Origin of the sequence: Mesorhizobium sp. AA23 (genome assembly GCF_001672435.1) — a bacterium.
Lineage (GTDB): Bacteria > Pseudomonadota > Alphaproteobacteria > Rhizobiales > Rhizobiaceae > Mesorhizobium.
Map to the genome: position 1 here is coordinate 718209 of NZ_LYTP01000012.1, position 14940 is coordinate 733148.

14 protein-coding genes are annotated in these 14940 nt (G+C 64.8%); 4 read left to right on the forward strand and 10 right to left on the reverse strand.

All coding sequences use genetic code 11. From position 1 onward, the window contains the following. Positions 1–81 precede the first annotated feature (81 nt). Entirely contained in the window at positions 82–1509 is a 1428-nt protein-coding gene (locus tag A9K66_RS14050; protein WP_067324367.1) for a gamma-aminobutyraldehyde dehydrogenase, read from the forward strand. Between the two features lie 45 nt (positions 1510–1554). Here A9K66_RS14050 and A9K66_RS14055 read toward each other — a convergent pair whose 3' ends face one another. From A9K66_RS14055 to A9K66_RS14095, 9 genes are all read right to left on the reverse strand, one after another. Then, a complete protein-coding gene (locus tag A9K66_RS14055; protein ID WP_067003605.1) occupies positions 1555–1869 on the reverse strand; it encodes a hypothetical protein in 315 nt (104 codons plus the stop codon). A gap of 42 nt (positions 1870–1911) precedes the next feature. After that, positions 1912–2268, reverse strand: coding sequence for a nuclear transport factor 2 family protein (locus A9K66_RS14060; RefSeq protein ID WP_067324742.1), 357 nt, complete (start codon positions 2266–2268; stop codon positions 1912–1914). Positions 2269–2486: 218 nt separating this feature from the next. Next, positions 2487–4040: an alpha/beta fold hydrolase gene (locus tag A9K66_RS14065; RefSeq protein WP_067324369.1), complete on the reverse strand. Its 1554-nt coding sequence runs from the start codon at positions 4038–4040 to the stop codon at positions 2487–2489. A gap of 125 nt (positions 4041–4165) precedes the next feature. Further along, entirely contained in the window at positions 4166–4480 is a 315-nt protein-coding gene (locus tag A9K66_RS14070) for a formate dehydrogenase subunit delta (RefSeq protein WP_067324372.1), read from the reverse strand. Next, on the reverse strand, positions 4470–5300 hold the full coding sequence (fdhD, locus tag A9K66_RS14075; protein ID WP_067324374.1) for a formate dehydrogenase accessory sulfurtransferase FdhD: 831 nt from the start codon (positions 5298–5300) through the stop codon (positions 4470–4472). The genes A9K66_RS14070 and fdhD overlap by 11 nt, the downstream gene beginning before the upstream one ends. Before the next feature lie 2 nt (positions 5301–5302). After that, complete coding sequence (fdhF, locus tag A9K66_RS14080; protein WP_067324376.1) at positions 5303–8215, reverse strand: formate dehydrogenase subunit alpha; 2913 nt, start codon at positions 8213–8215, stop codon at positions 5303–5305. Between the two features lie 10 nt (positions 8216–8225). After that, positions 8226–9782, reverse strand: coding sequence for an NADH-quinone oxidoreductase subunit NuoF (locus A9K66_RS14085; protein ID WP_067324378.1), 1557 nt, complete (start codon positions 9780–9782; stop codon positions 8226–8228). After that, positions 9779–10258: a formate dehydrogenase subunit gamma gene (locus tag A9K66_RS14090; RefSeq protein WP_067003616.1), complete on the reverse strand. Its 480-nt coding sequence runs from the start codon at positions 10256–10258 to the stop codon at positions 9779–9781. Before A9K66_RS14090 ends, A9K66_RS14085 begins: the two co-directional genes overlap by 4 nt. Before the next feature lie 194 nt (positions 10259–10452). Continuing rightward, entirely contained in the window at positions 10453–11352 is a 900-nt protein-coding gene (locus A9K66_RS14095; RefSeq protein WP_067324381.1) for a LysR family transcriptional regulator, read from the reverse strand. Positions 11353–11508: 156 nt separating this feature from the next. Here A9K66_RS14095 and A9K66_RS14100 point away from each other — a divergent pair, with 156 nt between their 5' ends. Both A9K66_RS14100 and A9K66_RS14105 read left to right on the forward strand, forming a co-directional pair. Next, positions 11509–12150: a DUF47 domain-containing protein gene (locus A9K66_RS14100; protein ID WP_067003620.1), complete on the forward strand. Its 642-nt coding sequence runs from the start codon at positions 11509–11511 to the stop codon at positions 12148–12150. A 3-nt stretch (positions 12151–12153) separates the two neighbouring features. Beyond that, on the forward strand, positions 12154–13158 hold the full coding sequence (locus A9K66_RS14105; protein WP_067324384.1) for an inorganic phosphate transporter: 1005 nt from the start codon (positions 12154–12156) through the stop codon (positions 13156–13158). A gap of 9 nt (positions 13159–13167) precedes the next feature. On the opposite strand, the gene A9K66_RS14110 is transcribed toward A9K66_RS14105, so the two are convergent. After that, positions 13168–13545 carry a VOC family protein gene (locus tag A9K66_RS14110; protein ID WP_067324386.1) on the reverse strand — a complete coding sequence of 126 codons (378 nt, stop codon included), beginning with the start codon at positions 13543–13545 and terminating at the stop codon, positions 13168–13170. A 209-nt stretch (positions 13546–13754) separates the two neighbouring features. Here A9K66_RS14110 and A9K66_RS14115 point away from each other — a divergent pair, with 209 nt between their 5' ends. Then, positions 13755–14933, forward strand: a complete 1179-nt coding sequence (locus A9K66_RS14115; RefSeq protein ID WP_067324388.1) for an Mrp/NBP35 family ATP-binding protein — start codon at positions 13755–13757, stop codon at positions 14931–14933. Positions 14934–14940: the final 7 nt, after the last annotated feature.

A 14940-nucleotide genomic window follows, 5' to 3' on the forward strand; every position in this document is an offset into this window, starting at 1 on the left:
TAGGGAAAATCGATCGCGAACCCTGCCCGCCATTCGCAACTCGCTGCACGCATACTCGCTACTGCGAAGGGAGAAACCCCCATGGACACCCAGATGCTGATCGGCTCGAAATTCGACAAGGGCACCGAAATCGAGGAGCCGATCCTCAATCCGAAGACCGGCGCGACCATCCTCAACCTGCCGGAAGCAAGTCCGGCGCAGATCGAGGCGGCTGTCAGTGCCGCCGAACAAGCGTTCGTCAATTGGTCGCGCACCACGCCGGCGCAGCGCTCCGGCTATCTGCTGAAGATCGCCGATCGCGTCGAGGCCGAAGCGAATGAGTTCGCCGCGCTCGAGGCGCTGAATTGCGGCAAGCCGATCAACGCCGTGCTCAATGACGAGATCCCGGCGATCGTCGATTGCTACCGCTTCTTCGCCGGCGCGGTGCGCTCGATGCCAGGCCAGGTCGCGGGCGAGTATCTGCCCGGCCACACCTCGATGGTGCGGCGCGATCCGATCGGCATTGTCGCCTCCATCGCGCCCTGGAACTATCCGCTGATGATGATGGCCTGGAAGCTGGCGCCGGCGATCGGCGGCGGCAACACCGTCGTCTTCAAGCCATCGGAGCAGACGCCGCTGACGGCGCTGAAGCTGGCGAGGATCCTGTCGGAGATCCTGCCCGAGGGCGTCGTCAATGTCGTCCTCGGCCGCGGCGACAGCGTCGGCAACACGCTGATCAATCATCCCAAGGTCAACATGATCTCGATCACCGGCGACGTCGCCACCGGCAAGAAAGTGCTGCAGGCGGCCGCCAAGTCGGTCAAGCGCACGCATCTCGAGCTCGGCGGCAAGGCGCCGGTCGTCGTCTTCGACGATGCCGATCTCGGCGCAGTCGTCAACGGCCTGCGCGCCTTCGGCTACTACAATGCCGGCCAGGACTGCACCGCCGCCTGCCGCATCTATGCCGGCAAGAAGATCTACGACAAGCTCGTCGCCGACCTCTCCTCGGCGGCGTCGACCATCAAATACAATCTGCCCGACGACACCGAGAACGAGATCGGGCCGCTGATCTCGCGCCGCCAGCGCGACCGCGTGTCGAGCTTCGTCGAGCGCGCTTCGGAATTGAAGCACATCGAGATCACCACCGGCGGCAAGCCGGGCGCGGGCTCCGGCTTCTACTACCAGCCGACGGTCGTCGCCGGAGCGTTGCAGGAAGACGAGATCGTGCGCCGCGAGGTGTTCGGCCCGGTCGTCTCGGTCACCCGGTTCTCCGAGGTCGACGAGGCGGTGAACTGGGCGAATGACAGCGACTACGGCCTCGCATCGTCGGTGTGGACCAGGGACGTCTCGCGCGCCATGACGACCGCGGCCCGGCTGCAATATGGCTGCACCTGGATCAACACCCACTTCATGCTCACCAACGAGATGCCGCATGGCGGCCTGAAGCAGTCCGGTTACGGCAAGGACATGTCGCTCTACGCGCTGGAGGACTACACCGCCGTCCGCCATGTGATGGTGGCGCACGGGTAAGCCCTCTACCTCTCCCACAACGGGCGAGGTCGGCCACGCAGGCCGCTACTCGACGATGCGGTAGATGTTCCACAGGCTGGTGCCCGACACCACATAGGGCTCCAGCTCCTTGCCCCATTTGGCGTGCGCCTCGATCTTGGCGATCTTGGCGAAGAACTCCTCCAACTGGGCCAGGCTCTCGACCTGGTGGTGGGTCTCGATCGTCGCTTCGCGTGCGCCGACTGAACCGGTCATGAGCTGGAATTTCAGGTCGGCGAGCCCGACCTGCGAGCCGATCTCGCGCTCCCATTTCCGCATCAGCTCGAGCGCGGTCTGCTTGTGACCGAACTTGGCGTCGATCTGCCATCTGGCGCTGAACATCTTGGTTCTCCTCCCTGTCTTGCAGATGAATCCGTTCTTGAGCTACTCGTCCCAGGCCTGCACGACCGTCTGCCGCGCGATGCGGCCGTTCTTCAATTCGAGCATCGCGGCGCAGAACACCTTGGTGCCGTCGGGATAGGCGCAGGCCTGGGTGAAGGCGACTTTGTCGCCCTCGGCGATCGTGGCGTCGACCTTGTGGGTCATCGCTCGGCTGCAGATGTCGTCCCAGAAGGTGCTGATCGCCGCGCGGCCGCGGATTTCGCGCGGCTTGCTCGGCGGGTTGTTGCGGTCGATCACCCGCACCAGCGCATCGTCATTGTAGAAGCTCGCCAGCATCTTGCCGTCACGGCTCTCGATCGCTTTCTTGATCGCCGCGCCGTCCACTGTCTTGGTCAGCATTTCATCCTCCATGTGCCCATCGTCTTGGGTGGTAGATGTCCGAAGCGCTGTCCGACGATTACTGCCGGGCAGGGACTTCTCACTGCGAACTGGCCATGGCGGCTGCGAACAGGTCGTCGGTCTGCTTCTTGACGAGCCCACCTGACGCTTGGCCTGCATGGGACGAATTCATAGTCCTAGAGACACCCCTTTCGCTTCGCCCGAAAGCGCCATGGCACTCATGGCCCGTCCGGGCCAGTGTGCCTTGCCGAGAAGGCCGCCGCAGCAGCGCGCGAAGGCAGGTCCAGCTTGAGCAATATGTTGGCGACGTGCCGCTTGACCGTATGCTCGCTGAGCCTCAGCTCGGCGGCGATCGCCGCATTGCTCATGCCGTCGGCAATCAGGTTCACCACCTCGCTTTCCCGCGCCGTCAGTGTTGCTGGCTGCAGGGCCCTGGGCCTGGAGCGGCAGGCCGGTTCCAGATGTTGTTCAGACGTGGCCTGGACCACCGGCAGCGGCTCGCTCAGCTCGTCGAGACTGACAAGTCCGGCGTCGATGAAACGCAGGCCGGAGCCTATCGCCAGTTCGGCGACCAGCCGCGAGGCGAGGATGTCGCCGGGTCCGGCATGGGTGGCGAGCTGCATGGTCACCCGCGCCGTGAGGCCGACCGGCTGGCCGCGCATTTCGATCTCGCCGACATGCACGCCTTGCCCGCTTGCCACGCCGATCTGCTGCGCCGCATCGCGCAGCGCCGCAGCGCAGCGTATGGCGCGCGCCGGCCCGTCGAAACGAGAGATCATCAATTCGCCATGCGTGCCGGCAATCCGCCCACCATGGCGGCCCACCAGCAGCCGCCATGTTTCCTGGAAGCGTTGGCTGCGCTCGCTCCACATGCGGTCGCCCAGCTTGGCGGTGTCGAAGATGCGCGTCACCAGCAGCGCGGCAAGCACCCGCTCGGTGTGGGCCACCGCCGGCTGGCCGGTCAGGCACTCCTCGATCAGGTCGGCCACCCGGTCGACGTCCCCGGTCCAGATCGGATGGTCGCGGCCGGGTATCTCAGCAAGCCGGGCGCCGCGAATCTTCCTGGCAAGGAAGCGGCTGGCCTCCGGATCGACGCGCGCGTCATTGCAGCGATGGATCAGCAGCGTCGGCGCGCTGATCGCGGACAGAATGCCGCGCACGTCGATGTCTGCATTCATGCGGGCAAGGGCTGCCGCGGCCGTCGGGCCGGCCGACAGCCGTTCGAACCGTGCCCACCACCGGGCGAAATGCGTGTCATCCACGCGGCCTGGCGCGAAATTGGGCAAGGTCGCGCCGGTGCCCCAGCAAGTCTCGGCAATTTCGATGAAGGCTTCCAGGCGCTCCTGCGGCATTACCCATTTGTGGAAATGCGCATAACCGCCATAGAGCACGAGTGCCCGCGTCCGCTCCGGATAGGTCGCGGCAAACAGCATCGCCATCGGTGCGCCTTCCGAAGCGCCGAGGATCGCCGCGCGGCCGCTGCCGGTGGCGTCCATCACCGCGCGCACGTCATCCATGCGGGTTTCCAGGCCGGGCAGATGACGGTTGTCCACTCGGTCCGAAAGCCCGGTGCCGCGTTTGTCGAACAGAATCAGGCGTGAGAAAGCCGAAAGCCGCTTCAGCAGGCGGCTGTAACCCTCGTCTTCCCATTGTAGGTCGAGATTGGAGATAAAGCCGGGGACGAAGACGAGATCGAACGAGCCTTGGCCGACCACCTGATAGGCGATCCGCACGTCCCCGCTACGGGCATATCTGGTCTCGATCGGCCTCACGCAACTACCCCGCCCGGCCAGACGATCTCCTGTCGTCAACCATAGCAGAGGCAGCCGGCTTGCGGCAGCGAAACTTTAGAGAGCGGAAATACTAAGACCTTTGGCGCCGATGCGGCCCCGAGGCCCTACTTAGGCGGAATGGCGCCCTCGGCCTCCGCAGGCTTGCTGTAACCGAGGCTCTTGTCGGCCTGCTCCGCCGTTAGCGGACGCTTGATCTTGGCGGAGGCGGCGATCACCAGCTCGTCGAAATCTTCCGGTTCGCCGTCCAGCAGCTCGAAGAACTGCCGCCGCATCCTGGGCTCCCAGAATTTGTTGATGTGCTCGGCAACGCCGGTAATGCCTTCCTCGCGCGGCTTCGAATGGAAGAAGGTGGCGATCTGATTGGCCATGCGCACCAGCTTTTCCTTGGTGCTGGCGATGTGATCCTCGTCATGCGACATGCTTTGCAACTCCGGAAGCCACCCGTTCGGGGTGGGTGAAAATATCGAAATCGTCGCCGCGCACCAGCGCTACCAGCGTCATGCCGGCGGACTCGGCGGTCCGGATGGCAAGCGCGGTCGGCGCCGAAACCGCCATGATGACCGGGGCACCGATGGCGGCTGTTTTCTGCACCATCTCAACCGACACGCGCGAGGTCACCACGACGGCGCCGCTCGCGCCGTCGATGCCGGCTTTGGCCAGCGCGCCGGCGAGCTTGTCCAGCGCATTGTGGCGGCCGACATCCTCGCGCGCCATCACGATACCTTTGCCGGGAACGTAGAAGCCGGCAGCATGCACCGCCCCGGTCTCGGTGTGCAGCGGCTGCTGCTTCGACAGCAGCTTGACCGAACGCGTGACGTCTTCGGCGTCGAGCGTAAGCTTCGACGAACCGACCGCGTCGACCGACCGCATCGCTTCCTCGATGGATTCGATGCCGCACAGGCCGCAGCCGACCGGCCCGGCAAGCCGGCGCCGTCGCGCCTGGAAGCGCGTGTTGGCCCGGTCCTTCAGCTTGATCTGGATGTCGATGCCGGCGCCGAGATCCTCGACTTCGATCGCCTCGATCTCTGCCGGGTCGGCAACGATGCCTTCGGTGAGCGAGAAGCCGAGCGCGAAATCCTCGAAATCGGCCGGGCTCGCCATCATCACCGCATGGGTGGTGCCGGCATAGGAGAACGCGACCGGCGTCTCCTCCGGCACCATGCGGTTCGCAACCGCCGTGCCGCCGGCACGACGCGCCAGCCGCGAGATTTGCGTCGTGGCTTTGCGGCGCGCGGCCAAGACTACTCCGCCGCTTCCAGCGGGGCGATGCGGCGGCTCTGCTTGGCCTGCTCGTTATAGTCCCTCTGCCACTCGGTCGGGCCGTTGGATGGCGCCACCTGCACGGCGGTGACCTTGTATTCCGGACAATTGGTCGCCCAGTCCGAGAAGTCGGTCGTGATCACATTGGCTTGCGTGTCCGGGTGGTGGAAGGTCGTGTAGACGACGCCGGGCGACACGCGGTCGGTGATCAGCGCGCGCAGGGTGGTCTCGCCCGAACGGCTCGCCAGCCGCACCCAGTCGCCCTCGCGGATGCCGCGGTTCTCGGCGTCGTGCGGATGGATCTCCAGCCGATCTTCGGCATGCCAGGCGACGTTTTCGGTACGCCTGGTCTGCGCACCGACATTGTACTGCGACAGGATACGCCCGGTGGTGAGCAGCAGCGGGTAGCGCGGGCCGGTCCGTTCGTCCGTCGCGACATATTCGGTGCGGATGAACTTGCCCTTGCCGCGCACGAAGCCGTCGACATGCATGATCGGCGTGCCGAGCGGTGCCTTCTGGTTGCAGGGCCACTGCACCGATCCGACACGGTCGAGCAGCTCGAAGGAGACGCCGGCGAAGCTCGGCGTGGTCTTGGCGATCTCGTCCATGATCTCAGACGGGTGCGTGTAGTTCCAGTCCAGCCCAATGGCGCGGGCGAGCTCCTGCGTCGCCTCCCAGTCGGCGTAGCGCGCCTTCGGCTCCAGCACCTTGCGCACCATGTTGATGCGGCGCTCGGCATTGGTGAAGGTGCCGTCCTTCTCCAGGAAGGTCGAGCCCGGCAGGAAGACATGCGCGTAGTTTGCCGTCTCATTGAGGAAGAGGTCGTGCACCACCACGCATTCCATCGCGGCCAGCCCTGCGGCGACATGCTTGGTATCGGGGTCGGACTGCAGGATGTCCTCGCCCTGGATGTAGATGCCCTTGAATGAGCCGTCGACGGCGGCATCCAGCATGTTGGGGATGCGCAGGCCGGGCTCCTCGTCCAGCTTCACGCCCCACAGGCTCTCATAGATGTCGCGCACGGCTTCGCCGGAGATATGGCGATAGCCCGGCAGCTCATGCGGGAAGGAACCCATGTCGCAGGAGCCCTGGACATTGTTCTGGCCGCGCAGCGGGTTCACGCCGACGCCCGGACGGCCGATATTGCCGGTGGCCATGGCGAGGTTGGCGATCGCCATCACCGTGGTCGAGCCTTGGCTGTGCTCGGTGACGCCGAGGCCGTAATAGATCGCGCCGTTGCCGCCCTTGGCGTAAAGGCGCGCGGCACCCCGGATCGCTTCAGGATCGACGCCGGACAGCTTGCCGACCGTCTCGGGGCTGTTATCCGGCAGGGCGACGAAGGACGCCCAGTCCTGGAACTCGGCCCAGTCGCAGCGCTCGCGGATAAAGGCTTCGTCGAACAGGCCCTCGGTGACGATGACGTGGGCCAGCGCCGTCAGCACCGCGACGTTGGTGCCGGGCTTCAGCGGCAGGTGGTAGTCCGCCTCGACATGCGCCGACTTCACCATCTCGGTGCGGCGCGGGTCGAGCACGATCAGCTTGGCGCCCTCACGCAGCCGCTTCTTCAGCCGCGAGGCGAACACCGGATGCGCCGTAGCGGGATTGGCACCGATGATGACGGCAACGTCGGTGTATTCGACCGAGTCGAAGTCCTGCGTGCCGGCCGAGGTGCCGTAGGTCTGGCCGAGGCCGTAGCCGGTCGGCGAATGGCAGACGCGCGCGCAGGTGTCGACATTGTTGTTGCGGAAGCCCTGCCGCACCAGCTTCTGGACGAGATAGGTCTCCTCGTTCGTGCAGCGCGAGGAGGTGATGCCGCCGATCGAGCCGCGTCCGTACTGGTACTGGATGCGGCGGAATTCCTTTGCCGTATGGGCGATCGCCTCTTCCCAACTCACCTCGCGCCACGGATCGGTGATCTTCTCCCGGATCATCGGCGACAGGATCCGATCCTTGTGGGTGGCATAGCCATAGGCAAAACGGCCTTTGACGCAGGAATGGCCGTGGTTCGCCTTGCCGTCCTTGTAGGGCATCATGCGGATGACTTCGTCACCCTTCACTTCCGCCTTGAACGAGCAGCCGACGCCGCAATAGGCGCAGGTCGTGACGGCCGAGCGCTCCGGCATGCCCTTCTCGAGCACGGTCTTCTCGCGCAATGCGTCGGTCGGGCAGGCCTGCACGCAGGCGCCGCAGGACACGCATTCGGAAGCGATGAAATCCTCATGCATGCCGGCGACCATGCGGGACTCGAAGCCGCGGCCCTCGATGGTCAGCGCGAAGGTGCCCTGCACCTCTTCGCAGGCGCGCACGCAGCGTGAGCAGACGATGCACTGCGCCGGATCATAGGTGAAGTAGGGGTTGGACTCATCGCGGGCGATGTAGTCGACCGCCAGCGAGCCATGGCCGGGCGCCACGCCGCCTTCTTCCTTGACGTGGTTGCGGCCTTCGACGCCGTAGCGGTTCTCGGTCAGACCGACCGACTCCGCAACCGCGTCGAACTCGCTGGCGCCGGTTCCGGCCTTCTCGTTCCAGCCGGTCGGATGGTCGGAGACGTAGAGTTCCATGACGCCACGGCGGATGGCATCGAGCCGCTCGGACTGCGTGCGCACCACCATGCCCTCGCCGACCGGCGTCGTGCAGGATGCGGGCGTGCCGCCGCGGCCGTCGATCTCGACCAGGCAGACGCGGCACGAGCCGAAAGAGTCCAGCATGTCGGTGGCGCAGAGCTTCGGGATCTCGACCCCGCCTTCCATAGCCGCGCGCATGATCGAGGTGCCTTCCGGCACGGTGATGCTTTGCCCGTCAACGGTCAGCGTCACCTGCTTCGCCGCTCTCGACTCCGGCGTTCCGTAGTCGATCTCTTCGATGAGTGTCGGGAAGTCGGCTTTGATGTTCATCTGCCAGCTCCTATTCGGCAGCCACGCGCGTCGGCGCCGGCTTGAAATCCTCGGGGAAATGCGTGATCGAGCTCATTACCGGGTAGGGCGTGAAGCCGCCCAGGGCGCAGAGCGATCCGAACTTCATCGTGTTGCAGAGGTCGGTGACCAGAGCGAGGTTCTTCTCCGCCTCGATGCCCGCGGCGACCTTGTCCAGAACCTCCATGCCGCGCGTCGAGCCGATGCGGCAGGGCGTGCACTTGCCGCAGCTTTCGATGGCGCAGAACTCCATGGCAAAGCGCGCCTGCTTCATCATGTCGGCGCTGTCGTCGAACACGGTTATGCCGGCATGGCCGATCAGCCCGTCCTTGGCAGCAAAAGCCTCGTAGTCGAACGGCGTGTCGAAAAGCGCGCGTGGGAAATAGGCGCCGAGCGGGCCGCCGACCTGCACCGCCTTCACCGAACGGCCCGAAGCCGTGCCGCCGCCGATCTCGTCGACGATTTCGCCCAGCGTCAGGCCGAAGGCCGTCTCGAACAGGCCGCCATGCTTGACGTTGCCGGCGATCTGGATCGGGATCGTGCCGCGCGAACGGCCCATGCCGAAATCCTTGTAGTAGGCGGCGCCCTTGTCCATGATGATCGGCACGGAGGCCAGGCTGATCACGTTGTTGATCACCGTCGGCTTGCCGAACAACCCTTGGATCGCCGGCAGCGGCGGCTTGGCGCGCACCACGCCGCGCTTGCCTTCCAAGCTGTTGAGCAACGAGGTTTCTTCGCCGCAGACATAGGCGCCGGCCCCGACGCGGATTTCCATGTCGAAGGCGTTGGGCGAGCCAAGCACATTGACGCCGAGCACGCCTGCCTTGCGGGCGATCGCCACGGCCTTGTTCATCGTCGCCACCGCATGCGGATATTCCGAGCGGATATAGACGAAGCCCTTGGTCGCGCCGGTGGCGATGCCGGCGATCGCCATGCCTTCGATCAGCACGAAGGGATCGCCCTCCATGATCATGCGGTCGGCGAAGGTGGCGCTGTCGCCCTCGTCGGCATTGCAGACGATGTATTTGCGTTCGGAATTCGTATCGAGAACCGTCTTCCACTTGATGCCGGTCGGGAAGCCTGCGCCGCCGCGGCCGCGCAGGCCGGACTCGGTCACCTGGTTCACGACGTCCGCCGGCGCCATGGCGACCGCGTTCTGCAGGCCTCTCAGACCGCCATGCGACTTATAGCTGTCGAGCGACAGCGGGTCGATGACGCCACAGCGCGCGAAGGTCAGCCGCGTCTGCTTGGCGAGGAAGGGGATCTTGTCTGGAGCGCCCAGCCAGCGCTTGTGATGGCCACCCTTGAGGAAACCGCTGTCGAACAGGCTTTTCACGTCAGACGGCTTGACCGGCCCGTAGGCGACGCGGCCCTCGGCGGTCGCAACCTCGACCATCGGCTCCAGGAAATAGGCGCCGCGCGAGCCGTTGCGCACGATCTTGGCCTCGACCCCGCGCTCCTTGAGCTCCTTCTCGATCGCCCTGGCGACCTTTTCGGCGCCGAGCGCCAGAGCACCGGAATCGGCAGGGATGTAGATGCGCGGGATCATGAACGCACCTCCGCGACGATCTCTTCGATCTTCTCGTCGTCGAGCCGGCCGATCACTTCGCCGTCGAGCATCGCCGACGGCGAGCAGGCGCAAAGCCCGAGGCAATAGACCGGCTCCAGTGTAACCGATCCGTCGCGTGCGGTCTCGTGAAAATCGATGCCGAGCAGTTGCTTGACCTTGGTGGCGACGGCTTCCGAACCCATCGACTGGCAGGCTTCCGCCTGGCAGAGCTTCAGCACATGCCGGCCGGCCGGCTTGGCGCGGAAATCGTGATAGAAGGTGACGACGCCATGCACCTCCGCTCTCGAGAGGTTCAGCCCGTCGGCGATGACCGGAAGCGCCGCCTGCGGCACATGTCCGAATTCTTCCTGGATGCCGTGGAGAATCGGCAGCAACGGACCTTCGAGGTCCTTCAATTCCTCGATGATCGCCGCTATGCGCGACGCGATCTCGGTACTTGCAGGCTGCATCGGCATGCAGCGCCCTCCCTGGCCGTGGCGCCAACACATATGTCACCCCAAAATATAGAGCGGTTTTGGGGCAACGACATGCACAGGGCGCAATATCGCTAAGTCCTTATGAAATCAGAGGAAACCTCCGAGATCAATAAAGCAGTCTCGTCGCTTGATAGAAATTTTCTATCAGAAACGCTGAGCCCGCATTGTCTAGCCTAGCGGTGGGAACGGAAATCGTCTGCCAGCGCCATTGCCTCGTCCAGCAGCGCCTGCACCAGCGGCGTGTGCGGCTCGCGCGGCGCCGCCACCAGCCCGACCGTGTGGCTGGCATCCGGATCGACTATCGGAATGGCCCGGATCGGTTCGGAAAAGCCGAATGTTTCCGCAAGGTTGAGCGGCATGATCGACGACCACTTGCCGGTCCGGATATGCGAGAACAGCACGATCATCGAGTTGGATTCCAGTGTCGGCCGCACCTGCACGCCGGCTTCCGCCAGATGCTGGTCGATGATGCGGCGGTTCTGCATGTCCGGCGTCAGCAGGCAGAGCGGCAACTGGCTGATCTCTGCCCACGTCACTTTGTCGCGGTCGGAATAGGGGTTGCCGACTGCCGTGATCAGCTGGTAGCGCTCGTCATAGAGCGGCACGCTGGTTACCCGCCCCAGCGGCTCGTTGTCGAGATAGGTGATGCCGGCATCGACATCGAGATTGCCGAGCAGCGTCAGCACCTCGATCGACGTCCGTGACAGCACCGAAAAGGTGACGCCGGGATGCTTGTCGCGGAATGGCGTCGTCAGCCGCGCCACCATGGCGAGCGCCGTCGGAACGGCGGCGATGCGGATGCGGCCGGACAGGCCGTGGCGCGCCGCCCGCATCTCCTCGCGCATGGTCCTTGAATCGCCGACGATGCGGCGCGCCCAAACCAGCACCTGCTTGCCTTCCGGCGTCAGACCCTGGAAACGCGAGCCGCGCAGCACCAGCATGACGCCGAGCTGCTCCTCGAGCTGCTTGATGCCGGCCGACAGCGTCGGCTGGGTGACGCCGCACACCTCGGCGGCGCGGCCGAAATGCTGTTCCCTGGCTAAAGCGATGAAGAATTCCAGCTTGTCGATCATGTCATCCGATCCACGGTCTGCCCAAGGTCGGGGAAATCGCTTTGCTTCGCAAGGCGGATGAACGATAGGATCTCATCCACATTTTTGAGCCGGCTTATCTGTTTTCCCGCGCCGCGCATGGCGCTATGTGGGGTAGGCGGAAGCAGGGAGGAGCAGATGCTGGGTTGGTTTCGCAGACTTTTGCCGCGCGAGGATCGCTTCTTCGAACTGTTCGAACGGCATTCGCGCACGGTGGTCGGCGGCGCCGAGGCGCTTGAGCAGCTTCTCCAGGGCCGGGACATCGACCGCTGGTGCCAGACGATCGTCGATCTGGAGGACGAAGCGGACGGGATCACCGCGGAGGTGCTGCTTGCCGTCAGGCGCTCCTTCATCACGCCCTTCGACCGCGGCGACATCAAGGATCTGATCCAGTCGATGGATGATGCCATCGATACGATGCACAAGGCCGTCAAGACGGTGAAATTGTTCGAGATGAGGGAATTCGATCCGCTGATGCGGGAAATGGGCAGCGTCATCGTCGAGGCCGCCCGGCTGGTAGCAGAGGCCATCCCACTGCTCGGCAAGGTTGGCGCCAACGCCGCGCGGCTGAACGCCATCGCCGAAGAAGTCATGCGCGTTGAGGGCCGCGCCGACGACCTGCACGAGCAGGGCCTGAAGGACCTGTTCAAGCGGCACGGTCGCAGCGACCCTATGGCCTACCTGATCGGCTCGGAGATTTACGGCCAGCTGGAAAAGGTGGTCGACCGTTTCGAGGACGTCGCTAACGAGATCAGCGGCATCGCGATCGAGAACGTCTAACAGATGGACGCCGCGATCGCCTTTCCCCTGCTGGTCGGCCTCGTCGCCGTGGCGCTGTTCTTCGATTTCCTCAACGGCCTGCACGATGCCGCCAACTCGATCGCGACTATCGTCTCCACCCGCGTGCTGAGGCCGCACTATGCCGTGTTCTGGGCGGCTTTCTTCAATTTCATCGCCTTCCTGTTCTTCGGTCTGCATGTCGCCGAGACGGTGGGAAAGGGCATCGTCGACGCCGAGATCGTGACCCCCGCAGTGATCTTCGCCGCGCTCATCGGAGCCATCGTCTGGAACATCGTCACTTGGATCGCCGGCATTCCGTCGAGCAGCTCGCATGCGCTGATCGGCGGGTTGGTCGGCGCCGGCGTCGCCAAGGCCGGCCCGGGGGCCATCGTCTGGTCCGGGCTCGGCAAGACGGCCGCGGCGATCGTGCTCTCGCCGGCGACCGGATTCGTGCTGGCGCTTGTCCTTATCCTCATCGTCTCATGGCTGTTCGTTCGGCAGACGCCGTTCGCGGTCGATAACAGCTTTCGCGTCCTGCAGTTCTTCTCGGCTTCGCTCTATTCGCTGGGGCACGGCGGCAATGACGCGCAGAAGACCATGGGCATCATCGCCGTGCTGCTCTATTCGCAAGGCATGCTCGGCCAGAGCTTCCACGTGCCGTTCTGGGTGGTCATCACCTGCCAGTCCGCACTGGCGCTGGGCACGCTCTTCGGCGGCTGGCGCATCGTGCACACGATGGGATCGAAGATCACTCGGCTGAACCCGATGCAGGGTTTTTGCGCCGAGACCGGCGGCGCGATAACGTTGTTCGCCGCCACCTGGCTCGGTGTCCCGGTCTCGACCACGCATACAATCACCGGCGCCATCATCGGCGTGGGTGCTGCCCGCCGCGTCTCGGCTGTGCGCTGGGGCATTGCCGGCAACATTGTCGTGGCGTGGGTGATCACCCTGCCGGCGACGGCGGCGATTTCGGCGTTGACTTACTTTGTCACGCGCCTGGCGGTCTGAGGCTGAAATCTACTCGCCGGCAAGACACAGTATATTGCCGTCCGGGTCCTTGAACCAGGCGACCTTCATGCCGTAGCCGACATGGACATCGCCCTCGAGCGTGAGCCCGGGCATCTCATAGCGCTCGAAGGTGACGCCCTTCGACTTCAGCGCCTGGACAATGGCACCGATCTGGTCGCCGACCGTCCAGGTCAACGCCGTCGCCTTGTTGGTACCGGCGAATTCTGAACGATAGACGTTGATGACCGTGTCGCCGCTTTTGTAGACGATCAGTTCTCCGGCCATGTCGTCGACAGGCTTGAGGCCCAGCGTTCCTTCGTAAAAGCCCTTTGCTCTCGAAAGGTCTTTCACCGCCACATTGGCCGCTGCGTTGCTGTTTGCGAGCATGACAGTCTCCTTTTCCGGTTGCCGTCGCTCATGGCAACCGAGATAGGGCCCCTGGATCGATTGGCCATGGCAATCGGCGGATCGGGACGCGCTAGGCAAATCCGACACCACCGGTCGTTTTCCCGAGCACGCCGGACGAGCCATTGCGCCACGGCTTGGTTCTGCCGGGAAACTGCACTATCTGGAACGCCAAACTCCGAGGAAAGACCATGGCTGTAACCAAGGAAACCGTCATCGAGCGCCTGAGGACGGTCAATGGACCGGACTTCACCGGCAACATCGTCGACCTCGGCCTGGTATCTGAGATTTTCATCGCCGATTCCAAGGTGTTTTTCTCGATTACCGTTCCCGCCGCCCGCGCCCAGGAGATGGAGCCGCTGCGCGCCGCCGCCGAGCGTGTCGTCAAGGCGATCCCCGGCGTCGCCAACGCCGTCGTCGCGCTGACGGCGGAGAAGAAGGGCGGCGGCATGGAGGCGCCGGTTCGGCCGGCTCCCCAGGCAGCGCCGCCACGACCTGCCCCCCAGGCAGCGCCGCAGCGTTCTGGCCCGCAGGCGCCGGCTTCTCACAGTCACGGCAAACGCGGCGTGCCCGGCATCGATGCGATCATCGCGGTGGCGTCCGGCAAGGGCGGCGTCGGCAAATCGACCACCGCCGTCAACCTGGCGCTCGGCCTTGCCGCCAAGCGGCTAAGCGTCGGCGTGCTCGATGCCGATATCTACGGGCCGTCAATGCCGAGGCTGCTCAACATTCACGGCCGGCCGCAGACGGTCGACGGCAAGATTCTGAAGCCGATGCAGAATTACGGCCTCAAGGTGATGTCGATGGGCTTCCTGGTCGACGAGGAGACGCCGATGATCTGGCGCGGCCCGATGGTCATGTCGGCGCTCACCCAGATGCTGCGCGAGGTCGAATGGGGACCGCTCGACGTGCTGGTCGTCGATATGCCGCCCGGCACCGGCGATGCCCAGCTCACCATGGCCCAGCAGGTGCCGCTGGCCGGTGCCGTCATCGTCTCGACGCCGCAGGACCTGGCGCTCATCGATGCGCGCAAGGGCCTCAACATGTTCAAGAAGGTCGACGTGCCGCTGCTCGGCATCGTCGAGAACATGAGCTATTTCCTCGCGCCCGACACCGGCAAGCGCTACGACATCTTCGGCCATGGCGGCGCGCGCCGCGAGGCCGAACGGCTCGGCGTCACCTTCCTTGGCGAGGTGCCGCTGGAGATGGGCATCCGCGAAAGCTCGGACGCCGGCGCCCCGGTGGTCGCATCCAAGCCGGACGGCGCCGAGGCGAAGATCTATCGCGATATCGCCGCGAGGGTATGGGACAGGGTGCAAGAGGAACGCGGCGCCGCCGAGGCGGCAGTGCCCAGCATCGTGTTCGAGTAATTCGCCG